The sequence below is a fragment of the Vibrio fluminensis genome, from assembly GCF_015278125.1.
Lineage (GTDB): Bacteria > Pseudomonadota > Gammaproteobacteria > Enterobacterales > Vibrionaceae > Vibrio > Vibrio fluminensis.
Genome location: NZ_JADILO010000040.1, coordinates 1 through 25,144 on the forward strand (window position 1 = coordinate 1; position 25,144 = coordinate 25,144).

The window sequence follows — 25,144 nt, forward strand, 5'->3', positions numbered from 1 at the left end:
TTGCTTCTGTATGCCTATGTAATGAATGGAAGCTTCTGCGCACGGTATAACAAAAAATATCGCGATCGCGACCTACGGTCGCTTCCAAAAAAGAACCCCGCTTGAAAAAGCGGGGTTCGTCATCAATCTGAGCTTCCCCTTGGGGGAAGCTCAATAGTTGAAACGCACGACCGCTGTTTTTTTAGACGTAATGAGCGATTTTGTTTAAAAGGATCTCAATATCATCAGCAGAGATATCTTTGTGGGTAACAAAACGCATTGGGTTGCCTGCGGTAACTTTGATACCATCTTCGGCTAGCTTTGCGACGAGTTCTTGAGTATTAACACTGTCGCTGACTTTAGCAAAAACAATATTAGTATGGATGAACTCACTATTGACGCTAAAGCCATCAATTTGATCAAGCCCTTCAGCTAGTCGTTTAGCGTTGAGATGGTCTTGTTTAAGTTGTGTCACTTGCTCGGTTAGCGCCAATTTACCAGGAGCAGCGAGTACACCTGCTTGACGCATTGCGCCACCGACTAATTTTCTTAAGCGGCGAGCTTTGGCTATGTACGCTTTCGTACCAAGCAAAAGTGATCCAATCGGCGCACACAGACCTTTAGATAAACAAATTGTCATGGAATCAAAGTGCTGAGCTATTTCTTTGACATCGACATCAAGCGCGACCGCTGCGTTGTATACACGCGCGCCATCAAGGTGCATTGAAAGACCATTTTTGTTTGCAAACTCGCGTGCTTCCGCTAGGTAAGTAAGCGGTAGCACTTTACCGTTGATGGTATTTTCAAGGCTTAAAAGTCGAGTGCGAGCAAAGTGAATATCGTCTGGCTTGATCGCTGCTTGAAGTTTATCAAATGGCAGTGTGCCGTCAGGTGCGTTTTCAATAGGTTGAGGTTGAACTGAGCCTAAAACGGCTGCGCCCCCAGCTTCGTAACGGTAGTTGTGCGCTTGCTGCCCACACAGATACTCATCACCACGTTCACAGTGTGCCATAATGCCGAGTAGATTGGCTTGCGTGCCTGAGGTGGTAAAAAGTGCAGCTTCAAAACCATGCCTCTCTGCTGCCCATTGCTCAAGATCATTAACCGTTGGGTCATCACCATAAACATCATCGCCAACAATTGCTTCTGCCATTGCTTTGCGCATTGCAGGGGTCGGTGTCGTCACCGTATCAGAACGAAAATCCATCATTATTCCTATTTAGATCCAAAGCCGTAGTTAATTAAATATAACCACACAGCTTAGCTTTGCTTAAACACGCAATGCTTTTTGCATCGCTGATACTGCCATTAATGATCATTTGTTCCACTTCGGCAAGAGAGATACGTAACACTTCTATCACTTCATCATCATCACACTGATAACGAGAAGTTTTAGTTAACTTCTTGGCTACGAAAAGATGCTGAATTTCGTCACAAAAGCCGGCTAGGGGAGTGACTTGACCAAGGGGATAGAGCTCCTCGGCACTGAAACCTGTCTCTTCTTCTAGCTCTCGCATTGCACAGGCTTCGATTGGTTCGTTAGCTTCTAAAGTTCCAGCAGGAAGCTCTAGCAGCCATTTTTGCAGTGAAGGGCGATATTGATTGATAAACACAATATTGCCATTTTCATCGATGGGCAGAATCACCGCGGCTCCTGGGTGAGCGATGGTGGTATGAGTGATCTGCTTACCGTTTGGTAGTTCAACGCACTCTTCAATAAGTGCGATTCGCTTCCATTGATGTACTACTCTTCTGTCTGTCACTGGATTGGTACTGCCGTTGATATTTAGGTTTTTCGCTACATTAACGGCTTATGTATAGGAAAGAAAGCGTTTGTGAAATCATGTGCGCATAAATCTATCAAATGAACATTGATGCGTATCACAAATATGTAAACAAAGATTTCAAACAGTTCATCAGAAACCCTATCTGCTATAAAGATTTGCTCTTAAGTTCAATTCCGTATATAACAAAATAGTAACAATTAATTAACGTTATATTGAAGTCTTGAGTATTCTTAAAAGGAGCATCAGTTGACGGTACTTTCCCAAATAAGTTATTCAAATAAAGCACTACTTTCAGAACGCATTAATAAGCTCGCTAAGGCATTGTCAGACGGGGTCTATGAACGAGAAGATACGATAAGAATGTGCCTTCTTGCGGCCCTCGCGGGTGAAAGTGTATTCTTACTCGGTCCTCCGGGCATTGCAAAAAGCTTAATTGCCAAGCGATTAATCCAAGCCTTTGATAACTCTTCCTACTTTGAATACCTTATGACTCGCTTCTCGACTCCAGAAGAGGTATTCGGCCCCCTTAGTATCCAAGAACTTAAAGATAACGGACGTTATGTTCGTCTAACAGAAGGTTACCTTCCTACTGCCCAAGTTGTGTTTCTCGATGAAATTTGGAAAGCCGGTCCTGCCATTTTAAATACCCTTTTGACCGTCGTGAACGAGAAAACTTTCAAAAATGGTAGTGAAATAGAACGAGTGCCAATGCGTCTTTTGGTTTCGGCATCGAATGAACTACCTGATGAGGACAGTGGGTTAGAAGCCTTATATGATCGAATGTTGGTGAGGGTTTTTGTTAATCGAATCCAAGACAAACAGAATTTTAAATCGATGCTCACTGTTGGCACTCCCCAAGAAGCCAAGATTCCGGATGGTCTTGCAATAACCGATCAAGAATATCACCTCTGGCAACAAGAGCTGGATGGCTTGTCACTTAACGATGAAGTGTTTGAAAAACTCTATCAACTTAAATCGTTACTTGAACAAAAAGCCGAGCAAGCTGGTGTTGAATTTGCGCAGTCAGACATGTATGTGTCTGATCGTCGTTGGAAAAAGTCAGTTAAGTTACTTAAGGCGAGCGCCTACTTTAACGGGCGTGACGCTATTAACCCTTTGGATTTACTTCTTTTACAAGACTGCTTATGGAACAGCGCTGAGTCGCGTGAAATTGTTTGGCAGGTGATCAAGGAATTTGCCCTTAACTATGCTTTTGACCAACAAGAAGTAGAACAGCAAATTAATTTTTGCCGTGAAGAGCTCAATGACGTGCAAGAGGAACTTGAAAACAAATTTTCAATGCCACTGACGTCAGAAACGACAACAGGGATAATCAAAAAGAACATTCACCACTTTGACCTATCTGGTGTTAAATCCTATCGAATTAATAATGCCAGCGATCTTGTCAAGTTGGTCCTTCTTCAAAGCAATATGTCTGTCTCTGAATCAGAGAAAGGTGATAGCCGTTGGGTGTATGTGCCACGCAATGAACTTGAGCGCGTAATCAAAGATGGTCAGGGGGATGTGTATGGTTACGTCAACAAAAATACCAACTTATGCCGATTGCGTTTTGAATTAGATGCTTCTGACCAACTCGTCATAAAAGACATTGCCAATCGCGCTGTGTTGGTTTGTGTCGTGACAAAGCAAGGCTTGGATAGCGATGTCTACCAAGAATGGCTGACTAAATCTGAAAATGCGCTGCGTCAATTAGAAGACGCAGAGTTTCATCTACGTAAAGTGAAATCAAACTTCCACGGTGCGCTACCACATGGATTCCTCAACCCTGAGTTGCCGCGAGTCATGGAATCAAGCTTGCAATCATTACAACAACAGTTAGATACAACCAAAACTGAATGTGAAAAAACGGTTTTTCGCTTTAGAAATCTCGATCAATTCTTCTCTTAGGGGACGGTTATGTTAGGCGCGGATGGCTTAAACCTAGCACTCATGATTGCCGACTCTGGCATGATAGACAGTGCGGTTAATGATTTGATGGCTCGTACACAAGTGATGGCGATGGCTGAAAACCGGGGGATGAAAACCTCGGTTAAAAACCACTTGGTGAAATGGCGTGGTAGTGTGAAAAAGCGCATTACCAAAGTCTGCGAAACGGAACGTTTTCAACAAGAGCTCTCTCTTTATCAAGAGGTGATTCATTGGGATGAAGCGACGTTTTTCTTAAAAGCTCCTGATGTGGTGAAAAAACTCGAGTGGCATAGTGCGTTTTATATTGAGGCTCGTCGCTTGTTGGAAGAAAACAAGGGTGTAAGTAACCCTATGTTTCCCCACTACTTCTGTGATAGATGGTATCAGAGCTTATCGGACGCAATTCGCCAAGCGCAATTAACAGAGTTGAAAGCGAACAAAGAAAAAGTATTAAAAGATCTCTATCAGCGTATGGAAACCATGAAAAACATGGAGAAAGTGACGCAAGAAGGGGATGAAAACAGTGTTGGTCGGCTATGGGATATGGCGTCGGCGAAACTGACCAAAACCGATCTAACCGTCATGAAGCGTCATGCGGAATTCTTGAAAAAGAATAAGACGCTACAGGAGATCGCTGAACAGTTGGGCCGTATGGCGAATGAGGTTAATGATCCTGAGTTGAATCGAACTCCGGATGAAGAGTTAAAAGTTGTGGAAGAAACCTCAGATGAAGCGACAGACGATATTGTCGGGGTTCATGAAGGCGATGATCTTAACAAGCTTCTTCCTAACGAAACCATGTTTCTTGCCTACCCAGAACTTGAAGTGGTGTTTTATAAGCACTTGGTTGATAAACGCCTAATGAATTATAAAACGCAGGGCAAATCACGTACGTTAAGAAAAATCCGCGCGCAAAAGAGTGACCATAGCAAAGCAGAAATAGAGAAAGGCCCGTTTGTTGTCTGTATTGATGCTTCAGGTTCGATGAGTGGTTTTCCAGAACAATGTGCCAAAGCGATGGCGTATGCATTGATGCAAATGGCGTTAGCGGAGGACCGTGATTGTTATGTGATGCTGTTTTCTACTCAAGTGATCACTTATGAATTGACCAAACAAGATGGCTTGCGAGAGGCAAGTGACTTCTTAAGTTATAGCTTTCACGGGGGTACGGATATCGAACCTGTTTTATCGCAAACTATCGATTTGATGAAAAGTGACCGTTATAGAAACGCTGACATGGTGGTGATTTCTGACTTTATTGCTCCTGAGCCGATGGCAGAAATACAGAATAAAGTTAGTGAGCTGAAAAAATGCTCGAATCGTTTCCACGCGATATCACTATCTAAATACGGTAATCCAGATTTGCTAGGTATGTTTGATCACAATTGGGCATATCACCCTAATATTGTCGGTCGTTTACTGCGTAAGTGGTAATGATATGACCTATTCAATGATGCTCGATTTTTCGGGCTATCAAATTTGTGCAGAATCTTTGATGCGAGGAAGGGTGAGATAATTTAATCAATTAGATCAAATACTCATCCATCTGCGTTATTTATCAGCAAACAAACTAAGTTTTTAGAAATTTGTTTGACTCCCACCTCAGAATCCGTAAAGTGTGCAGCGAACGCAGCGGTGGGTAACTTAAGCGTTTCATTAAGGCGCCTTGGCAGAGTGGCTATGCAGCGGATTGCAAATCCGTGGACCTCGGTTCGACTCCGGGAGGCGCCTCCATCATTCTCTTAATCGAAATGATGCAGTGAGATTAAAGCATTATATTGCCTTTAACCACAATAAGGTTGTAGTGCAAAAATCTTTGATGTTGCAAGATTGCTCTTGAATCTCAAATTATGGCGCCTTGGCAGAGTGGCTATGCAGCGGATTGCAAATCCGTGGACCTCGGTTCGACTCCGGGAGGCGCCTCCATATTAAAGTTGACGACATGCTAATGTCGGTGACTAGATGGTGTTTTACTTACTTCGGTAAAGGCCTCACAAATTTAGATTTGTGTGCCCTGGTGGTGAAATTGGTAGACACAAGGGATTTAAAATCCCTCGACGTTCGCGTCGTGCCGGTTCAAGTCCGGCCCGGGGCACCATCATTACAATAGATGCGTGAATTAACATCCCACTAGACAGTGCCGGCCGATATGTCGGACCATCAAGTCTAGCGCGGGGCACCATCTAACTCTATAAATTCCTCTTGGAATACAAAAAGGCGCCTTGGCAGAGTGGCTATGCAGCGGATTGCAAATCCGTGGACCTCGGTTCGACTCCGGGAGGCGCCTCCATTCTCTATTCTAGTTTCTATCTCCTAAAAATACTCAAATCTTTAAATAACTCTTTGTGGTTTTTATATAATTCCCATTAATATCAACAATTTAGTAAACGATTGCTCGTGTGCAAATTACGTTGTAATATTGCGCCCCTTTTTCTATCGGTGTACTTGCTTGAAATCTCGTGCTGTTAAATTTGCATTTGCGTTGTTGCTTCCATGCCTAATATCGTTATTTTGCTATCAATATCATTTTTTTATCGATAGAGCAGTTATTGGGCAAGCTGAAACTGTAGGAGCATCTAGTAAAGACTTATCAAGTATCACATGGCAAGAATGGTTAAACGACAGCCATGTAACCCCAAGTTATAAATGGCGGGAGTTACTAGAAAAATCACATACGGACCCTTCTTTGACAGCAAAAGAAATCGTAGAGGCTTTATCAAAACGAGCCAAGTTTTCATTGATAGATCATGCCTACCTGTATGTCATTCTGCATAACCTTAGTTTAAGTCTGGATGACGATTGGATCACAGCCGAGATGATTCAAATACCTGATGCGGTTACTCAAGCTGACTGGATGGATGTATCACTTGAAGCAGAGTTAGCACTATATACGTGGCATTCTGGCCAGCAGAGAATGGGGTATATACTGCTGGAAGACACGTTAAAGAAAGCTGAACAAAAAAATTATATGTTTCTCACACCCAGATTGCTTAATTGGCTGGGTAGGATGGCGTTGTCTGAAAATGAGCTAATCCAAGCTCAAAAATATCTACTTAGAAGCATATATTTGTCTAAAAACTATGACGCTCTGCTCTCTCAAAGTCGGAGCTATTATAATCTGTATAAAATGTATACTTATATGGGGCAGTGGGCTGAAGCGTTGCCTCATATCCAGCAGGCAAGAAAATTACATCAACAATTACCAGAGCCTGATGCAAATACTCAACAGCTATATTGGTACAATGAATCAGTACTCTATGGTTATTTACATGATATTGACCAAGCAAAGCGTGCCTATCAGCAAGCCAATCAATATTATCAATTCGGTGCGAAAACACAGCGTTACTATTTGCTTGACCTGAGGGGTAGTGCGAATATTGCCTTATTAGAACGTGACTTCCTTACTGCTCGAAATTTGATTGAACAGTGTCTGATTTTAAGCCAAGGCGAAGAGTTTTTATATAATAGAGGTCGTTGTTACTACAAGCTGGCTAGTTTAGAGGTCGCGCAAGAGAATTACAGCGCTGCACTAATCGCCATAGATAAAAGTCTGACATCTTTCCAACAAGGATCGAACCCACATTCGTTACTTAAAGCACTCAAGTTTAAGGCAACTATTTTTGAATTGAGTAGTGATTTTGTGTCGGCATATTCACTGGCAAAAGAAGTCTATCGTACGGAAAATAGTCAGCTTCGTGATAAGCTGCAGGATTTAACACATGCCCAAGAGAGCCTCGATCTGACATTGCAAAGAGATAAGTTAAATAAACAGTATCAGGAGAACCGTCAAGCGTTGAGTCGTCAAAGTATGTATTTGACATGCGCTAAGTGGCTTGGCTTACTTGCTATACTGGTTGTGATTGGGATGTATATCCGAACGTATCTGGTTAAACGAGAGAATTTGTTACTCGAACATAATTCGAGTATTGACCAGCTTACTGGCATACACAATCGCCATTATTACTACCAACAGCTAAATAAGACTGATCTCGTTGACCGAAGAGTAAGCTATCATCTTGCATTATTTGATTTGGACCATTTTAAATCAATTAATGATAGTTACGGTCATTTAGTCGGTGACGAAGTATTAAAACAGTTTGCGTTGTTAGTGCAGCCATGGATAAACGAGCGAGAGCTATTTGTCCGCTGGGGTGGTGAAGAGTTTTTGTGGCTAATTAAAGCTGATGAGGCAAGCTTGGCGAGAATTGAACAGGTTCGTGAAGTTATCGCTAGGACTTCTTTCGTTACTCATAAAGGAAAATTAGTCGTTACAACTTCTATAGGAGTCAGCTGTGCAGCGACACCTGCGGAACTCCTTGCGCACGAAAGCATCTTCTTAGAAGCAGACGCTAACCTCTATCAAGCTAAGCGAGATGGACGAAATCAAGTGATTTGGAGTTAAATAAAACGCCCCCCTTTTACGGAGTCACTTCACTTTGCGGGGCGTTCTATTTGCTGATTGGATATTATTTATAAGAGTGTAATCTTGTTCGCTTCACACTCTTCAATCATGGTGTCAGGCCAAATTGATGATTGAACTTCGCCGATGTGGGCCTTTTGTAGGAAGAACATACAAATGCGAGATTGGCCAATACCACCACCGATAGTGTAGGGCAGTGAGCCTTCTAGCACTTGGCTGTGGAATGGTAGCGCAGCGCGATCTTCACATCCGGCAATGGCAAGTTGCTCTTTCAAACTTTCTTCACTGACACGAATACCCATCGATGAAAGCTCTAATGCACTGTCTAGTACTGGGTTCCAGAACAGAAGGTCACCGTTAAGATTCCAATCGTCATAGTCTGGAGCGCGTCCATCGTGTTTTTCACCGTTCGATAGGGTATGGCCGATGTTGCGAATAAACACCGCGCCATGTTCCTTACAAATTGCATTTTCACGTTCTTTACCATCAAGATCTGGGTATTTATCCAACAACTCTTGTGAGGTAATGAAGGTGACTGTCGCTGGCAGGCGTTTCTTTAGTACAGGATATTCTTGATAGATATAGTTTTCAGTCTTTAAGAACGCATTGTAGATCTTTTCAACGGTTGTTTTGAGATACTCTTCATTACGCATCGACTTATTAAGCACTTTTTCCCAGTCCCATTGGTCAACGTAAATTGAGTGAATGTTATCGAGTTCTTCATCGCGACGAATCGCATTCATATCGGTGTAAAGACCTTCATCCTCAAGAAAACCGTATCGACCAAGTGCCATACGTTTCCATTTTGCTAGAGAGTGAACAACTTCTACGTTAGCACCATTGTCATCAAGTAAATCGAAGCTTACCGGACGCTCAGTACCGTTTAGGTTGTCGTTAAGACCCGTCTCAGGTTTGACGAAGAGTGGCGCAGATACACGAGTGAGATAAAGCTCATAAGCAAGAGCGGTTTCGAAATAATCTTTTAGCTTCTTGATCGCAACTTCTGTATCGCGTAACTCGAGTAAAGGTTGGTAGTTTTCTGGGATCTGTAGTTTCATTGAACTTCCTTTGTTCTCATTTTTTCAATACCTTACGGTAGGGAAGGGTATTCGTCCATACTTTTGTTAATTGAAATTACTTAGAAAATTAGCACCGAGCATCATCAACAGTCGGTGCTATTTTTCTTTACGGTAACCTTAACTGGCTTGGTCTTTTATCTGGAATTGTTCCATCAAGCGTTGCAGCGCCTCGATGCTTTCAACCAACTGACGAGTTCGATCTATCGAGCTGTGAGAGGTCATAGATGTCTCATCAGCCAACTGCTTTATATTGAAGATATTGCGATTTATCTCTTGAGTAACCGAAGCTTGTTGTTCAACCGCAGCCGCAATTTGATGGCTGCTATCATTGACATTATCAAGCTGGGTGGAAATGTTTCGCAACATACCTCCAGTTTCGTCTGCTCGTGTTTTGCATCGCTCAGACATTTGTAGCCCTTTATCCATCGTGCTGACCGCATTGGTTGCCGTCTCTTGCAGTTGTCGAATCATGGCGTGAATTTCATTGGCGGAAGAGCCTGTTTTTGACGCAAGGTTTCGAACTTCATCTGCGACCACCGCAAAACCGCGGCCTGCTTCACCAGCACGGGCTGCTTCAATTGCTGCATTTAGTGCGAGCAGATTAGTTTGTTCTGAAATAGCAGTTATGACATCGAGAATACCATCTATTTTTTGCGTGTCTTGTGCGAGTTGGTTGATGATATTTTGTGAGTGACTGAGCTCACTTACTAACATGTTCACTTCATTGATGGTCGCTTCAATTGCAGCAAGGCCATTACTGGAATGCTCATTTGCTTCTTCTGCCATTATCGACGCGGAAGATGCCGCGTTGGACACTTCAGCAATTGATTGAGTGAGTTCTTCAACAGCCGCCGCGACTTGCTCTGTTTCCGCACATTGCTGGTTGAGGCTCTGAGACATTGATTGAATAGTGCCAAATTCATCTTCTGCTGAAATCAGTATGTGCCCCGATGTTTCAGTGGCACGCGCAGTAACGGCTCTTAGTTCAGCTTTACGCATCATCAATGCCAGTTCAATTTGAGAATAGCAGTCGAAATGTTCTGTGTAGAGCTTCTCCATCAACGGGTTTGAATAAGCATCTTGCGCTGATTTTTGTAATACGGAGAAGCGTCTAAATTGATAACAAGAGTTCGCCAGTAACAGCGTTGATGCTGCGGCTAAACTAAAGGTGAGCCAATGGGGTTGCATTGTGGACAAGCCGATAGCGACGAAGAGAACTAATGCAGCTAATGAGATCGACAGTTTGTGAAAATCAAAACGCACGGAATTCGGTGTTTTACCTCCGTTGAGCTTTGAATAAAGTGAAGAAGCGCGACTAATTTGAGCCTGAGTTGGTTTGGTTCGTACGGACTGAAATTCTATAATATTGCCTTCAGCATCTTTTATAGGTGTGACGAAAGCCGATACCCAATAGTGTTTTTCGTCAGTACATTGGTTCTTTACTAACCCCATCCAACTTTTTCCCGATTGCAAGTAGCTCCACATTTGTTTGAAAGCAGCTTTCGGCATATCTTTGTGGCGCACGAGATTGTGCGGGTTACCTAGTAACTCATTCTCACTGTAGCCAGCGATTTCGCAAAAGTCATGGTTGGCATAGGTAATGTAGCTCGATGGATCTGTCGTTGAAATCAAATTAACAGAGTGACTGAATTCTTTATTTAGGTGCGCATCTTGAGGCGCCGTTTTCGCAAGCTTGGCGTTCATATTTAATCCATTAATCAAATGATGTGGAATCGGTTTTTTTACTTATTTGTCAATATAGTAGGGAAGTACGAGATGTAATCGATATGATGCAAGTCAAGTTGATGGCTAAAACATGAACAAATAGATGATTTGTAAGGTTTAACGTTGTATCAAACGTTGAAAATATCAGTTCAATAGTGAGAGAGGCCAGATTGATGAGTACAGTTTACTGTGTGGTTTTGGTTGTTCTTTGTTCGTCATGGTTTAATAACTCACCACAATGATCGTAAAATGCCCACTTGGTTGATATTTAAGAAAATATTGTTGACGGAAAAAAATATTCCGGTAAAGTACGCCTCGTTCTCACGGCAAATGTCGGAGAGAACAGATGGTGTTACCATCGCATTGTATGCGTTGCCCTGGTGGTGAAATTGGTAGACACAAGGGATTTAAAATCCCTCGACGTTCGCGTCGTGCCGGTTCAAGTCCGGCCCGGGGCACCATCATTATAATAGATGCGTGAATTAACATCCCACTAGACAGTGCCGGCCGATATGTCGGGTCATCAAGTCTGGCCGGGGCACCATCAAACTTCGTTGTGTAAGCTAAGCAAGCTTAGATAACAAATGCGACACTAGCTCAGTTGGTAGAGCGCAACCTTGCCAAGGTTGAGGTCACGAGTTCGAACCTCGTGTGTCGCTCCAAATTACTTCCTGGTGATTTGGTTTTTAAGGCGCCTTGGCAGAGTGGCTATGCAGCGGATTGCAAATCCGTGGACCTCGGTTCGACTCCGGGAGGCGCCTCCATTCTTAAATACTTATCTGTTCCAAGTTCCTCAAATTAACTAAGTAAAGCATTCGGTATCGAAAAACGATGTTTTTGTTTTATTTGATTTATTTCAGCGATTAATTTGCCGAATCATGACGCGACGAAGTTTATTAGTGATACATTACGCACCGTAAATTTTTAAGCGCAGGTTAAAAACCAACTATCGAACTAAGATTATTGTAGGTAGCTTGGAAACAAAGTGAGAACATCGCACGTGCCCGATAACTGTCCGCAACCAACACAACTCATCGCGTGTGAAGAGTGTGGCTTGGTAAGCCAAATTCCTCAATTAGATGAAGGGCAAGTAGCAAAATGCCCTCGATGTAGTCATACACTATCGAGTATCAGTATCGCCCCTTGCCAAACGCTCATTGCGTATTCAACGGCATGTTTAATGATGCTGGCAATCAGTCTACTTTTCCCTTTTATGTCGTTTAGTGTAAAAGGCATCACTCAAGAAATATTTCTGATCAATACGGTGGCCATGCTCGACGCATTTGAGCAAAGCGCTTTGGCATTGCTTTTGCTGCTTACTGTACTTGCGTTACCTGCCTTGTACTTAGTTATCGTCACTTATCTGTACTTTAGAATTTGGCAACAGACGAGTAAAGGTAAGTTGATCAAGCCAAGCTCTAGACTACTTGTGTTGTGTAAGTCGATATTTAGGTTCGAACCTTGGCTGATGGCGGATGTGTTCTTGATTGGCGTATTAGTGAGTTTAATCAAAATATCCTCGATGGCGGACATTGGCTTAGGTTATTCATTTTGGGCGTTTTGTGCCTATACAGTACTTGTCGTAAAAGCGATTTCTTTGGTTGATCGCTTTTGGGTATGGAACCAGTTATTACCGAATAAGCCCATGACAGGGGTAGTCGCTGGCCAAGACCATCTATCGGTAAATCATGTCGATTGTCATCAATGTCATCAGATCAACTTAATGAGTGAAGCGAGTTGCAATCGCTGTGGTTCAAAACTACACCCTTACGATCTCAATACTAGCCTACAAAAATCGTGGGCCTACTTGATAGCCGCAGTCATTTTCTATTTTCCTGCCAACCTATATCCGATTATGTACACCACGAGTCTTGGTAGCGAGACGCCATCGACAATTATGGGTGGGGTCGTCTTGCTGTGGCAATTAGGTTCTTATCCGATAGCGTTAGTCATTTTTATCGCCAGTGTATTTATTCCGATGGCAAAGATGTTGGCGCTTGCGTGGATCTACTGGAATGCTAAACGACCTAAGCCATACCTTTATTCGCGAGCGATCAAGCGACAAAAACTTTATCGCGTGACCGAATTTATCGGTCGTTGGTCGATGATAGATATTTTTGTGGTGGCTATATTGGTCGCTCTTGTGCAGCTGCACAATTTAATGGCGATAACGCCTGGTCCGGCTTCGCTTTCTTTTGCGGCTGTGGTCATTTTAACTATGCTTTCTGCAATCTCATTTGACTCTAGAAGTATCTGGAGTAATGGAAGTGCTTTTAAGGAGTGCAATACACATGAGTGATCATAATGATGCTCAAGCGAATGTTAGTACACGATCGAACCTATCTGTGGTTTGGTTAGTGCCGTTAGTTGCATTAGCAATTGGCATCTGGATGTTATTTAAGTACGTCAACAGTACTGGCCCTGAAGTGACGCTAGTCATGTCGGATGCTTCAGGCATTGAGGTGGGTAAAACTCAGATTAAGGCGCTTAATGTGAAAGTGGGCGTCGTCACGGATGTAAAGATAGGCAAAGACTACGAGCACATTATCGTAAAAGCACAAATGGATAAAGATGCAGAGCGTATGTTGCGTGATGACAGTCTATTTTGGATTGTCGAACCGAGAGTGGGTAAAGAGGGCGTATCAGGTCTTGAGACGCTTCTCTCTGGTGCGTATATACAACTACAACCGGGCAAGTCTGATGCGCGTAAAACTCGTTTTGACGTGTTAGATATCCCTCCTGTAGCGCCACCAAATGCTGAAGGGTTGCGCGTCGTTCTAACTCATGAATTGGCTGGTCAGTTGGATGTTGGTGACCCAGTTATATATCAAGGCTTTACTGCTGGGCGAGTTGAAAAAGTGACCATCGATGCAGAAAAGCAACGCGCGCAGTATCAGTTATTTATTTTCAAACCATTTGACGAACTCGTACGTACCGCGAGTCAATTTTGGCTCAATTCGGGTGTAGACCTTCAACTCAATGCTGAAGGCTTTAAAGTGCGAATTGACTCAATAGAGTCTCTGCTTGGTGGTGGCGTAAGTTTTGGCACGCTTGAAAAAGACAATCAAGGCGTTGTGGTAGCAAAAGATTATCGAGAGTTTCCGTTATACGATGGCAAGAGCGATGCTGAAGAGGGCATTTATCGCCAGTCACTTAAATTTGTCATCATGTTTAACGATTCACTACGTGGCTTAAAAGTCGGTGCACCAGTAGAATTCCGCGGGCTGAAAATTGGTACGGTAACTAAGGTTCCTTGGAAACGAGCCGATCTAAAAGATGGCTTTGAAGTACCGAAACTTGGCGTGCAAATTAAACTAGAGCCAAGACGAATTTTTGAGCACGGTGAGTCCATCACCAACGAACAGTTGCTGGACCTAGTGAAGCGTGAGTTCACTAATGGATTACGAGCCAAACTGAATACCGGTAGCTTACTAACGGGCGCGCTTTACGTTGATTTAGACTATATCGATCCTGAAGAAAACTATGTTAATCAAGAGATTGATGGTTATACGATTTTTCCATCAATGCAAAGTGAGTTAGCGGAAGTTCAAACTAAGATGATGGAAATTCTTAATAACTTGAGTGAACTGCCGCTTGATGAAAGTGTGGCCTCTGTAAACCGTTCGCTTTCGGAATTGGAAAACACGTTAATTGCTGCAGAGAAAACGATGAATAGCATTCGTCTAATGGTTGAAAGTGATGATACTCAATCACTACCCGCAGAAATTAAGCAGAGCTTGCAAGAGATTCAGCAAACATTGAGCAGCTTTAACACCACATCGAGTGTTTATCAAAACTTAGATGATAGCTTGGTCGAGTTAGAGAAAACCATGAAGGCTTTGCAGCCTGTGCTAAAGAAAATTGATAAAAAACCGGATGTACTTATCTTTGGTGAAGACAGTGTTGTTGATCCTGTACCGGTAAAAGGAACCATTGAATGAAAAAGTACCTATTCATATTAATGTTGGCCCTTGGTGGTTGTGCGGGAAAAGCCACAGAAAGCAATCAGGTTTATCTTCTGCTTGAAACGCAGCAACCACAGATCGCGAGTCAAAGTGCCCCGTTGCTCGTTGTTGAAGTTGAGTTGGCGCCTTATTTAGACGTTAATGGTATCGTTTATCGTACTTCAGATACGTCCATTGTAGAGGCTAAGCAAAATCAGTGGGCGATGAGCTTGGCTGATATGGTTGAAGATTCAACTATTGATACGTTGAGGGCCAATCAAACTAAATACTGGCCAGTTAATTTAGAGCCATCATTAAATTTGGCAGACAGCCATAAATTGCTAATCAAATTGGATAGGTTTAACGGTAGCTTCCAAGGTAATGCCGAAATTTCTGGGGAGTGGTTGTTGATTGATAAACGTGGTGATATTGCAGAGGGCGCCCCGTTTAGTTACAAGGCGGTTCTTACAGAAGAAGGCTATCCGTCATTGGTTGAAGCGCTAAGCCTTACACTAGAGCAATCAGTCGCAACGATTAGTCGCGCGTTATAACCCTCTACTTTCTTTCAAACAGTGCCACGTACGTACGTGGCATTTTTTATATCCATTCAATTCTAAGACTATTGTGACATTAGATTGAGCAAGGGTCTTGTCTATCTTTCATCTCTCGCTGACGCATTGGCATATCATCTATCGTTTGTTTAACTTTATGCCAATCAGTAGATTTACCCCAACGCATTTTTTCATTGCCATCTTTGCCAATGAGAATGGCGACATGTTCGTCAGGTTTAACATGATAAAGATTATATAACATGCCCAGATCGAATTGCTCTTCTACCCAAGTAGGTTGCGTGTAGCCATCATTGGTTATTATTAGGGTGACAACGTCACGAGTTGTGAGCGCGCAATCATTGAGCAGTGTTTCCAGTTCAAACTGCTCGACATGTTTATCTTGAGAAGGCGCGAAAAAAATGACACTACGATGAGGCCAATATTGACCATAGCTGGGATAGGCTTGCGTTGAAAAGGATACAATCAACGCGAACATTACTAGGAGTCGATACATAGATATTTCCTACATCATTGTGTTAGCCATTCGTTCTCCTTTTATACGGTAAGTATAGTGTCAAAGCTCAAACAATGTATTCGCTAGAGTTGATGCGAAAGAGCCAATCCAGTGCCTTTGATGGTATGATTAACCGATTATTAATAAAAAGCGTGACTAGTATGGGAAAGCCCAAATCTGACATCTTGTCTGGAGAGCTCTTGAAAGAGTACCAAACGGTAGGCTATATGATGGAGATCTATTGTAAGGCTCATCATAGACCGCGAGGCAAGGCGTTATGCGAGCAATGTGAAGCTTTGTTGGATTATGCCGAAGTGCGTCTAGACCGATGCCCCTATGGTCAGAGAAAGCCTACTTGTAATCGTTGTCCGATTCATTGCTACAAACCAGAGCCAAAAGCTGAGATGAAAGCAGTAATGCGTTATTCGGGACCTAGAATGTTGCTGCCGCACCCCATTTTGGCGATTCGTCATCTATTGCATGAGAGGCGAGCAGAGCCAAGTAGTAAGCCCGCCGCTAATCAATCTAATCGTCATCAACGAACAAAAAATAAGGGAGCTTAGCTCCCTTATCTTGTTTTGAAATATTATTCGCCAGCCATTGCTTGGCGTTTGGTTTTGATACTTGCCAGTAGCATGTAAATGCAAGTCGCAAGCAGTGCTGCGAATAGGTAGCCAAGCAAACCTTGTTCACCCATCATAAAGCTGTCTGCTAGGACAGGGCCTGCTACCGAGCCAACGCTGTAGCTAAATAGCATTACTTGAGTTACCGATACAATGTATGCAGGGTCTAGTTTGTCACAACCTAGATTGATCGCTACAGGGTAAAGCGCAAATGTCGCCATACCTAAGATGAACAAGCTAACACCTAAAACATGGATGCCTTCGTTCATTGCCGCCAAACTGATTGATGCGACGCCTAGTAAGCAGAACATTGCCATCAGCAGAGTGCGACCTAAGTACTTCGAGAACCAAGGTACCAGTGGTTGAATCGCCATACCACCGAGGATCACAAGTGCCATTAGGCTACCTAGGTTGTCGTTAGCTATACCACGGTTATGCAGTTCTACAGGCATTAAACCGTAGATAGCTCCTAGCGTTAAACCTGAAACGATACAGCCGATGATCGCGGCATGGTTTAATTTGCTGATTTGCTTTAGTGACAGTGCGCTGCTTTGACCTTCTTCAGGTTGATCGCTGCGACCAAACATCAGTACTAGTATTGCTAATGTTAATAGCGAAAAAATAGCAATAAACGGAATGCTGCCCGTGATGCCAAGGAAACCGATGCCGAGTTGACCCAGTGAGCTACCGCCGTATAGCGAGCCCATGTACAAACCTAGTCGTTTAGCGCGCGCACTTTCGTCGCCATGTAGTAGCCATGACTCTACAATCACGAATACGCCAGCTACAGCTACACCAGCAATAAAACGTGATACAAGCCATGCTGACGCATAAACTGCAGTCGGCAAAACAATAATTGTTGCGATAAAGGCAATCAAACACCAGATGAAAGCTTTACGGTGGCCTACTTTATTGACGATAGGTTCAAATACCATTGCACCGACTAGAAGACCGGCATAAAACACACTGGCTAACCAACTCGCAAGTGAACTTTCCAAACCGTAGTGTGGAAGCATTAGCGGAATTAAGCTCATCAAATAGCCAGAAGCAACCGCATATAGAGCAAGCGCAATCACAGGGACTGAAATGCGAGCTTTTGGCGCAGTAGCAAGAGTGTTTTCCAATGTCGTACCCTCAAGAAATAAGTGAAAAAGTAGGTGGTTTATGGGCGCGACTATGGGGATTTTTTGAACAACGGTAAAATGAAATGTTTTTCTCTTAACGATAAAAGAATTTTATTAGAGGTTGTGGCGTATAATTATATGCAAAAAGCCGGAAAATCATGCAATTTTCCGACTTAAACTGCATAAAATTATTTTTTTATGGCTTCGTTTAACCATTGTGAGAACTGGCTTTTCGGTAATGCACCGTTAATGACATCTACTCTTTTGCCATTCTTAAACACCATGATGGTTGGAATGCTTCTAATCTGGTATTGGGCTGCGAGGTTTTGTTGTGATTCTGTATCAATTTTGACGAAGCGAAGCTGCCCATTTTGCTCTTCAGCAACCTGTTCGAAAACAGGTGCAAAGCCGACACATGGATTACACCAAGGTGCCCAAAAATCAACAACGACTGGCTGGTCACTATTAAGTAAGGATGCGAAGTTTAATTCGGTGCCTTCAATTGGTTTACCGTCAAGTAATGGTTGTTGGCATTTACCACATTTTGGGCTTTCTGAAATACGCTCACTAGGAACACGATTGACACCCTGACAAGAAGGGCAACGAGTATTGAATGTTGACATGACTATTTCTCTCTTTGTTTTTATTTTTGCCCTAACACATCAATTAACCGCTTAGATTTATATCGATGTGAGATAGGAGGGATAGTTATACTATCGAAGTTGAAATAAGAAAAATATACCCAAGTGACTTCTTGATTTAGACCCACTAGACCTTTAAATCGCCGCCGCGTCTACAAACCAAGTCATTCTCGCTGAACCTAGCATCTCGAGGTTCCTTGGGTATAAACGCTAATAACGACTGGCTATTAGATAGAAATTAGTGATTGGGCAAAGAGGCAGCAAAGCTTATCTAACGATAATGTGTATAACGAAACCTCGGATATGAAAAAGGCAGCCGAGGCTGCCTAGATGCTTAAGCGTTTAGGTAGGGTAACTTAAGCAAAATTAAGCGTTAATGTGATCTGCTTGATAGTCAGCTAAGATAGCTCGAGCGTTTACAATGTCTTCGGCATCGCCATGCACAATCACTAAGAATTTATCAGCTTTAATGGCAGATTCGTATTTTACAATGCTGTCTTGTGGAATGCCGATACTGGCAAGTGCGCCACCAATTGCACCAGCGCCCCCAGTGACTACCGCTCCTTCAACTGCGCCAACCACCGTGGCGACAATTGGACCTGCAACCATCAGAGCACCAACGCCAGGTAGCCAAAACATACCGGCACCAACGAGAGCACCCCATACACCACCCCAAAATGCGCCGGTTTTACCCCAGTTTTTCACGCGATCGCCGGTATTGTAGAAACCAGCAACATGTTCTTCACTATGGTAGCCTTTACCTAAAATCGAGATTTTTGACACGTCGTATTGCTCTTTTTTAAGCATTTTTACGATCGTTTCTGCTTCACTGTGAGTATTTACGATGGTGATGACTTTATCTTGTGTTTTCATAACATCTCTCCCTTTCGGAATTCGCTGAATATTGTTTTAGTTAATCGCTATGGCTGGATACTCCCACCAACGAATGAAGAAAGAAACGCTTATTCTTGAGCATTAAGATTGTATTAATCGTCGCTTGGTATAAAAATAAATCAATGATTTTTAAGGGAAAGTTTTATGCCAAAAATAGTAGCACTAATGGAATTAGATTGTTTCCATATCCCATTTAATCCTGCTGTTTTATCATGCCGAATAAGCAACCAGTGGCCTTTTGATTCATAGTGAAAATATGACAAGCAGTGGATGCAAAGCTCGAAGGTATGATTTGCAAGGCGAGTGTTTTGAGGTGTTTGTTTTTGGAAAACGGCATGTTTGTCGGATTAATAACTTTCATAGCTGATTGCAATCGAGAGCTTAATGCAGAAATAACAGATTCAGGGTGTGTTTTTATTTGCCTAATCACACTAATCAACATGTTAGATTCAGGTCGACTTGAGGTGGGGTAGGTATAGTTATACTATCGAAGGTAAAACAAGAACACACAAAGGCGAAGAATGACCAACTATTACGCAGAAATTAGCGGTTGGGGTAAGTGCCTACCGCCCGCGACACTTTCTAATGACGACTTAAGTACCTTTATCGATACGTCTGATGAATGGATTCGTACTCGAACCGGGATTGAGAACCGCCGCATAAGCCATGTAGAAACATCAGACATGTCGACAGTGGCTGCTCAGCACGCGATTGCTTGTGCTGGTATTGAAGCCAAAGATATTGATGTGATTATTGTGGCGACATGTTCTCCTGATTCACTGATTCCTAATATAGCCTCTAAGGTTTCACAAAACCTGGGCATTAAAGGGGCGGCAGCATTCGACCTAAATGCTGCTTGTACTGGCTTCGTGTATGGTTTGGAAACCGCAACGCGCTTAATTCAAGCGGGTAACTACCAACATGCATTAGTCATCGGCGCAGAACGTTTGTCTTTCTACATTGATTGGACACAACGCGATACCGCTGTGTTGTTTGGCGACGGTGCAGGCGCGGTGGTGCTGAGTAAAACCGAGCAGCAAGTTGGTTTGCAACAAGCTCAACTTGGCTGTGACTCGAAAGGTCGTGATATCTTGGCTGTGCCAAAGTTTGGTACTTCGATGGACCGTTTTGCTGCCGACAACGGACATTGGGACTTTAACTTCGTTGGTAAAGAGATCTTTAAGCGAGCAGTTAAAGGGATGGGGGCAGCAGCACACAACGTCTTGGCACGCAGTGAACTCTCTACAGATCAAGTGGATGTAGTGATTCCGCACCAAGCGAATATCCGTATTATCCAGACGCTATGTGATATGGCAGGCATTAGCCAAGATAAAGCATTTTTGAATATCCAAAATTACGGTAACACTTCGGCAGCGACTGTACCAATTGCACTTTGTGAAGCGCTAGAACAAGGTAAAGTGAAGCCAGGCGATAACTTACTTTTGGCAGCGTTTGGTGCAGGCTTAACTTGGGGAGCGGGTCATATCAAGTGGGGAGAACGTGTGACTCCGATTGATAGTAGTGACGCACAGTTGGTTGAATGTCAGTTAACTGCTCTTGAGCTATTACAGAATGCGATTGAGCAGTGTAAAAACAAACCTGCCTAACAGCCTGTTAACTTGAATATAGTTACAAGCCACTTAGAATGATAAACTTGCGCCTTAGAAGACAAACAATTAGTCAGTAGACAACACTAGGGCGCAAATGAAGTTCCTTCATACCTCAGATTGGCACTTAGGTCGCCAATTTCACAACGTATCCTTGCTTGAAGATCAACAAGCAGTACTTGCACAAATTATTACCTATCTTGAATCCAACCCAGTCGATGCATTCGTTATCGCCGGGGATATATATGATCGTAGTGTACCGCCAACCGCGGCGATTGAGGTGATGAGTCAATTTGTTGAAAAGGTATGTGGCGAACTCTCTGTACCTGTGATTATCATCCCCGGTAACCACGATGGGGCTCAGCGTTTAGGGTTTGCAGCCAGCCAGATGAAGTCATCCGGTTTACACATCATCGCTAATTTTGATGAGATGTTAAAACCGGTCATTATTCCAAGTGATATCGGTGAAGTCGCCTTTTATGGCATGCCTTACAACGATCCTGAACTGGTACGGCATTACAGTAAAGAGCCGGTAAAAGATCACGATCAAGCACATCAACTGTTGGCAGAACTTATCCATCAGCAATTTGTGCCTGAGCAAAAAAACGTATTAATTAGTCATTGTTTTGTTGATGGTGCTATTGAATCAGACTCAGAGCGTCCACTGGCTATCGGCGGTTCTGATCGTGTTAGCCACGAGCATTTCACTCAGTTTGACTATGTTGCATTAGGGCATTTGCACCAGCCACAGAAGAAAGGCGAAGAGTACATCCGCTATTCAGGCTCGTTGATGAAGTACAGCTTTTCTGAGCAGCATCAAGCGAAGGGAATGACCTTGGTCGAGCTCGATCAAGACGGATTTAAATCTGCAACACATATTGCGCTGACGGCGCCTCACCAAATGCGCATTATTGAAGGTGAGTTACAAGCTTTACTGGAATTGGGTAAAACCGATCTAAACAATCATGATTATATTTTGGCGCGTCTAACCGATAAGCATGCGATTCTTGACCCAATGGAAAAGTTGCGCAAAGTCTATCCTAACGTCTTACACCTCGAAAAACCGGGCATGTTAATGGGTGTCGAGCAACAAATGGGTAAAGCTCGTTTGGCTCGTGGAGAATTAGACATGTTTAAAGATTTCTTCCTAGAAGCGAAGCAAGAGCCTTTGACTGCCGACCAAGAAAGTGCGGTGAGTGAAATCATTACTCAATTAACACGCCAGCAAGAGGCATAATCGATGACGCCATTAAAACTCACTATCCAAGCATTTGGTCCCTTTGCTGATAAGCAAGTTATCGATTTCACACAACTCGGTCAATCTCCACTGTTTTTAATCAATGGACCGACGGGCTCAGGTAAAAGCTCTATTTTAGATGCTATTTGCTTTGCGCTGTACGGAGAAACAACTGGAAGCGAACGTACTGGCGAACAGATGCGTTGTGATCACGCAGCTCCAGACTTTGCAACAGAAGTGATTTTTGAGTTCGCTCTTGGTACTAAACAGTACCGAATTGAACGAACGCCTACGCAGATGTTGCCAAAAAAACGTGGCGATGGCTTAACCAAAAAAGATCACACCGCCGTGCTATTTCGCATTGATGGTGATGAAGAAGCCTTGTTAGCCAACAAACCTAGCCCAGTGGCAAAAGCGATCAGTGAGCTTATTGGTTTAGATGTAAAACAGTTTCGTCAGGTAATGGTGTTACCGCAAGGTAAATTCCGAGAGCTATTGATTGCCAACTCTAAAGAGCGTGAACAGATCTTTGGTCAACTATTCCAAACTCATGTGTATGTCGCGATAGAAAAAGCGCTATTGGATAAGGCTGCGCATATTCGTCGAGCTAAAGATGAGTTTGATAACCAGATCAAAGGCGCACTCGATGTTGCTGGAGTACCGAGCGAAGAGGAGTTAAACCAGCAGATTGATGCCGTTAAGCCTCTTATTGGCGATGCGAATCGACAGCTAAGCAATGCTCAGAGTGTCTTGGAAAATGCACAGGCGCAATATAAAGCTGCCAATGAGTTACAGGCTAAAATGACCAAGCGTGATCAACTGCTGGCAAGTCGCAATGAACATTTGGCGCAACAACCAGCTATGGATCAGTTAGCGGCAAAAAGAAAACATGCTCAGCAAGCTCAAGATCTGCACTTACCTCACAACCAATGGCAGCAAGCGCAACAAAGACAAGTAAGCGCAAAGAGCGCGTGTGAGCAAGGTGCGAGGCAGCTTGAACAAGTGACGATTGAGTATGGTGAAGCGAAAGCGCAAGGGGATAAAGCTAGCTTAGATGCTCAGGCAATTCCTGCTCTGACTCAGCAATTGTTCAATTTAAATGAAATCGCGAAACGCCTAAATCAGCGTGATCAAGAACACGCGAAACTCAAACAAGCGCAAAACTCGCAACAGCAATTGCAACAAACGCATCAGCAAAACGTTCAACAAATCGTAATGCTTGAAGATGCGGCTAAAAATCAGCAGCAGCAACTGCAACTAGCGAAAGATAGCTTAGCGGCGCTACCAGCACAGCAAGCGGAACTAAAACAGTTACAGACACAACTAAAGAACTATCAGGAGCTTGCGAATACTCAACAAGCCGCGGAGCAATTTAGGGCTATCTACCAAGTTAAATTGTCTGACTTTGAACAAGCAAAAGCGCAGTTTGAGCAAGCAAAACGCTTTGCCGATCAGCAAGAATATTACTGGCACACCTCGCAAGCTGCACAACTGGCTAAAACATTGCAACTTGGCGAACCATGCCCGGTTTGCGGTAGCAAAGATCATCCACAACCTGCTCAGTTTACTGAGCAAGAGGTGAGCAAAGCGCAAGTTGATCAAGCGCGAGCAAAACAGCAGCAAAGTTTCAATTTGCAAGAGGCCGCATCGAGTGCATTGCAGGCAGCACAACGAGACGTCGATAGAGTGGAGCAGGCTGTAAAAGGTTGGCAGGGGCAATTGGGTGATAATCCGCAACCTCAGCCAGAAATCCAACACCTAGCACAACAGCTTGAGATGCGGATTGGTGCGGTTAACCTCAACGCAGTTGAGCAAATCTCGCAGCAGTTACAAATCACGGAGCAATCGTTGTTGCAACATAAGCAGCAGGATGAATTGACTCATCAGCAGCTCACGGAAGCGGCGCAACTGGTGGCGAAGTTAGAAGGCAGTTTGGCGAACTTATTGCAAGATTTGACCGAGCAAGATCAAGACTTGGCTTACGTACATCAAACTATCACGCAAACAGACAATCAAGTTAAGCAGTTGCAACAAGCAGAGTTGCAAGCAAAGCAGAAGCTGGAAACCCTTCATACCCAACTGGTTACGGTAAAGACACAGCAGCTAGAAAACGACAAGCAGTTTAAAGAGGCGTTAGAGCAACTTGAAAGCAGAGAGTCTAACTGGATTAAGCAGTTGCAACAGAGCCAATTTGAGACTGAATCCGCGTATCTTGAAGCTCGTTTAGAACCGATGCAAATAGAGCAGATAGAGTTGCAGTTGGCGCAATTTGCTGAGCGAACATCGAGCCTAAATGGGGCGCTAGAAACATTAGAGCAAGAACTAGCAGAGCAAAGTGTGCCGGATATAGAGCTGTTACAGCAGTCACTTAATGACGCGCAAGCTGTGCATCAAATTCAATTGGATGCGCTGACTAAGTTGCAGTCAAAACTTGATAACTTGAATAAAGTGGCGAAAATTCTGACTCAGCTTTATCAGCAAAACCAAGCTCTTGAAGCTGAATACCAAGTCATTGGTACACTGAGTGATATTGCCAATGGGCGAACCGGTGCACGTGTCAGCCTGCATCGCTTTGTATTGGGAGTGTTGCTTGATGATGTACTAATCCAAGCTTCACAACGACTGCGTGTAATGAGTAAAGGGCGCTATGAGTTACGTCGTAAAGAAGAACGAGCGAAAGGTCTAGCAGGCTCCGGTTTGGATTTGATGGTCGAAGATGGCTACTCGGGTAAGTTGCGTGATGTAGCGACACTATCGGGTGGGGAATCCTTCATGGCGGCGCTTGCGCTAGCCCTTGGTCTCTCTGATGTGGTGCAATCTTATAGTGGTGGCATTCGTTTAGATACGCTGTTTATTGATGAAGGCTTTGGTAGCCTTGATCCTGAATCGCTCGATTTGGCTATTCAAACCTTAATTGATCTGCAACAAGGTGGACGAACAATTGGTTTGATATCACACGTCAGCGAACTTAAAGAACAAATGCCACTGAGAATTGATGTGAAAAGCGACCGAAGCGGAAGCCATATCCAATTACAGGGTACGATCTTCTAGAAGCGATTGCAGCCTCAAAGTAAAACAACGTTGAAAACT

At 43.5% G+C, this 25,144-nt stretch carries 18 protein-coding genes and 7 tRNA genes; 17 read left to right on the plus strand and 8 right to left on the minus strand.

Annotation, left to right across the window (positions count from 1 at the left end; translation table 11 throughout):
• Window positions 1-181: 181 nt before the first annotated feature.
• Both ltaE and IRQ95_RS19810 read right to left on the minus strand, forming a co-directional pair.
• Window positions 182-1,186, minus strand: a complete 1,005-nt coding sequence (gene ltaE, locus IRQ95_RS19805; protein ID WP_194439192.1) for a low-specificity L-threonine aldolase — start codon at window positions 1,184-1,186, stop codon at window positions 182-184.
• A 34-nt stretch (window positions 1,187-1,220) separates the two neighbouring features.
• Window positions 1,221-1,742, minus strand: a complete 522-nt coding sequence (locus IRQ95_RS19810) for an NUDIX domain-containing protein (RefSeq protein ID WP_194439194.1) — start codon at window positions 1,740-1,742, stop codon at window positions 1,221-1,223.
• A 270-nt stretch (window positions 1,743-2,012) separates the two neighbouring features.
• Between IRQ95_RS19810 and IRQ95_RS19815 the strand changes: the two genes are divergently transcribed.
• The 7 genes from IRQ95_RS19815 (at window position 2,013) to IRQ95_RS19845 (ending at window position 8,097) form a co-directional block, all read left to right on the plus strand.
• Window positions 2,013-3,674 carry an ATPase RavA domain-containing protein gene (locus IRQ95_RS19815; RefSeq protein WP_194439196.1) on the plus strand — a complete coding sequence of 554 codons (1,662 nt, stop codon included), beginning with the start codon at window positions 2,013-2,015 and terminating at the stop codon, window positions 3,672-3,674.
• A 9-nt stretch (window positions 3,675-3,683) separates the two neighbouring features.
• The gene (viaA, locus tag IRQ95_RS19820; protein ID WP_194439198.1) at window positions 3,684-5,129 is read left to right on the plus strand and encodes an ATPase RavA stimulator ViaA; all 1,446 of its coding nucleotides are present in this window, start codon (window positions 3,684-3,686) and stop codon (window positions 5,127-5,129) included.
• A 226-nt stretch (window positions 5,130-5,355) separates the two neighbouring features.
• A tRNA-Cys gene (locus IRQ95_RS19825) sits at window positions 5,356-5,429 on the plus strand.
• Window positions 5,430-5,547: 118 nt separating this feature from the next.
• Window positions 5,548-5,621 (plus strand) — tRNA-Cys (locus IRQ95_RS19830).
• An 85-nt stretch (window positions 5,622-5,706) separates the two neighbouring features.
• Window positions 5,707-5,793: transfer RNA gene (locus tag IRQ95_RS19835), tRNA-Leu, on the plus strand.
• Between the two features lie 118 nt (window positions 5,794-5,911).
• Window positions 5,912-5,985: transfer RNA gene (locus IRQ95_RS19840), tRNA-Cys, on the plus strand.
• Window positions 5,986-6,144: 159 nt separating this feature from the next.
• Window positions 6,145-8,097 carry a tetratricopeptide repeat-containing diguanylate cyclase gene (locus IRQ95_RS19845; protein ID WP_194439200.1) on the plus strand — a complete coding sequence of 651 codons (1,953 nt, stop codon included), beginning with the start codon at window positions 6,145-6,147 and terminating at the stop codon, window positions 8,095-8,097.
• A 68-nt stretch (window positions 8,098-8,165) separates the two neighbouring features.
• Here the strand turns inward: IRQ95_RS19845 and asnA are convergent, their stop codons facing one another.
• Both asnA and IRQ95_RS19855 read right to left on the minus strand, forming a co-directional pair.
• Window positions 8,166-9,173, minus strand: a complete 1,008-nt coding sequence (asnA, locus tag IRQ95_RS19850) for an aspartate--ammonia ligase (protein WP_194439202.1) — start codon at window positions 9,171-9,173, stop codon at window positions 8,166-8,168.
• A 138-nt stretch (window positions 9,174-9,311) separates the two neighbouring features.
• A complete protein-coding gene (locus tag IRQ95_RS19855; protein ID WP_194439203.1) occupies window positions 9,312-10,898 on the minus strand; it encodes a methyl-accepting chemotaxis protein in 1,587 nt (528 codons plus the stop codon).
• Window positions 10,899-11,293: 395 nt separating this feature from the next.
• Between IRQ95_RS19855 and IRQ95_RS19860 the strand changes: the two genes are divergently transcribed.
• The 6 genes from IRQ95_RS19860 to IRQ95_RS19885 all read left to right on the plus strand — a co-directional run bounded on the left by IRQ95_RS19860 (window position 11,294) and on the right by IRQ95_RS19885 (window position 15,414).
• Window positions 11,294-11,380, plus strand: a tRNA-Leu gene (locus tag IRQ95_RS19860).
• A gap of 125 nt (window positions 11,381-11,505) precedes the next feature.
• Window positions 11,506-11,581, plus strand: a tRNA-Gly gene (locus IRQ95_RS19865).
• A 28-nt stretch (window positions 11,582-11,609) separates the two neighbouring features.
• Window positions 11,610-11,683 (plus strand) — tRNA-Cys (locus IRQ95_RS19870).
• A gap of 221 nt (window positions 11,684-11,904) precedes the next feature.
• Window positions 11,905-13,218 (plus strand): PqiA/YebS family transporter subunit, encoded by a 1,314-nt coding sequence (locus IRQ95_RS19875; RefSeq protein ID WP_348541634.1) that lies wholly within the window; start codon window positions 11,905-11,907, stop codon window positions 13,216-13,218.
• Entirely contained in the window at window positions 13,211-14,860 is a 1,650-nt protein-coding gene (gene pqiB / locus IRQ95_RS19880) for an intermembrane transport protein PqiB (protein WP_194439206.1), read from the plus strand. The genes IRQ95_RS19875 and pqiB overlap by 8 nt, the downstream gene beginning before the upstream one ends.
• Complete coding sequence (locus IRQ95_RS19885; RefSeq protein WP_194439208.1) at window positions 14,857-15,414, plus strand: PqiC family protein; 558 nt, start codon at window positions 14,857-14,859, stop codon at window positions 15,412-15,414. Before pqiB ends, IRQ95_RS19885 begins: the two co-directional genes overlap by 4 nt.
• Window positions 15,415-15,493: 79 nt before the next feature.
• Here the strand turns inward: IRQ95_RS19885 and IRQ95_RS19890 are convergent, their stop codons facing one another.
• A complete protein-coding gene (locus tag IRQ95_RS19890; RefSeq protein ID WP_194439210.1) occupies window positions 15,494-15,928 on the minus strand; it encodes a DUF4174 domain-containing protein in 435 nt (144 codons plus the stop codon).
• Window positions 15,929-16,089: 161 nt separating this feature from the next.
• On the opposite strand from IRQ95_RS19890, the gene IRQ95_RS19895 reads away from it, so the two are divergent.
• Window positions 16,090-16,491, plus strand: coding sequence for a nitrous oxide-stimulated promoter family protein (locus IRQ95_RS19895; protein WP_194439212.1), 402 nt, complete (start codon window positions 16,090-16,092; stop codon window positions 16,489-16,491).
• A gap of 23 nt (window positions 16,492-16,514) precedes the next feature.
• Here the strand turns inward: IRQ95_RS19895 and IRQ95_RS19900 are convergent, their stop codons facing one another.
• The 3 genes from IRQ95_RS19900 to IRQ95_RS19910 all read right to left on the minus strand — a co-directional run bounded on the left by IRQ95_RS19900 (window position 16,515) and on the right by IRQ95_RS19910 (window position 19,189).
• A complete protein-coding gene (locus tag IRQ95_RS19900; RefSeq protein WP_194439215.1) occupies window positions 16,515-17,675 on the minus strand; it encodes an MFS transporter in 1,161 nt (386 codons plus the stop codon).
• 188 nt (window positions 17,676-17,863) lie between these two features.
• Window positions 17,864-18,298 carry a thioredoxin TrxC gene (gene trxC / locus IRQ95_RS19905; RefSeq protein WP_194439217.1) on the minus strand — a complete coding sequence of 145 codons (435 nt, stop codon included), beginning with the start codon at window positions 18,296-18,298 and terminating at the stop codon, window positions 17,864-17,866.
• A gap of 384 nt (window positions 18,299-18,682) precedes the next feature.
• Window positions 18,683-19,189, minus strand: a complete 507-nt coding sequence (locus IRQ95_RS19910) for a general stress protein (protein ID WP_194439219.1) — start codon at window positions 19,187-19,189, stop codon at window positions 18,683-18,685.
• Between the two features lie 542 nt (window positions 19,190-19,731).
• Here IRQ95_RS19910 and IRQ95_RS19915 point away from each other — a divergent pair.
• From IRQ95_RS19915 to IRQ95_RS19925, 3 genes are all read left to right on the plus strand, one after another.
• Window positions 19,732-20,817 carry a ketoacyl-ACP synthase III gene (locus IRQ95_RS19915; protein ID WP_194439220.1) on the plus strand — a complete coding sequence of 362 codons (1,086 nt, stop codon included), beginning with the start codon at window positions 19,732-19,734 and terminating at the stop codon, window positions 20,815-20,817.
• Window positions 20,818-20,914: 97 nt separating this feature from the next.
• Window positions 20,915-22,054, plus strand: coding sequence for an exonuclease SbcCD subunit D (locus IRQ95_RS19920; protein WP_194439222.1), 1,140 nt, complete (start codon window positions 20,915-20,917; stop codon window positions 22,052-22,054).
• A 3-nt stretch (window positions 22,055-22,057) separates the two neighbouring features.
• Window positions 22,058-25,105, plus strand: a complete 3,048-nt coding sequence (locus tag IRQ95_RS19925; protein WP_194439224.1) for an SbcC/MukB-like Walker B domain-containing protein — start codon at window positions 22,058-22,060, stop codon at window positions 25,103-25,105.
• The last annotated feature ends 39 nt before the right edge of the window (window positions 25,106-25,144 follow it).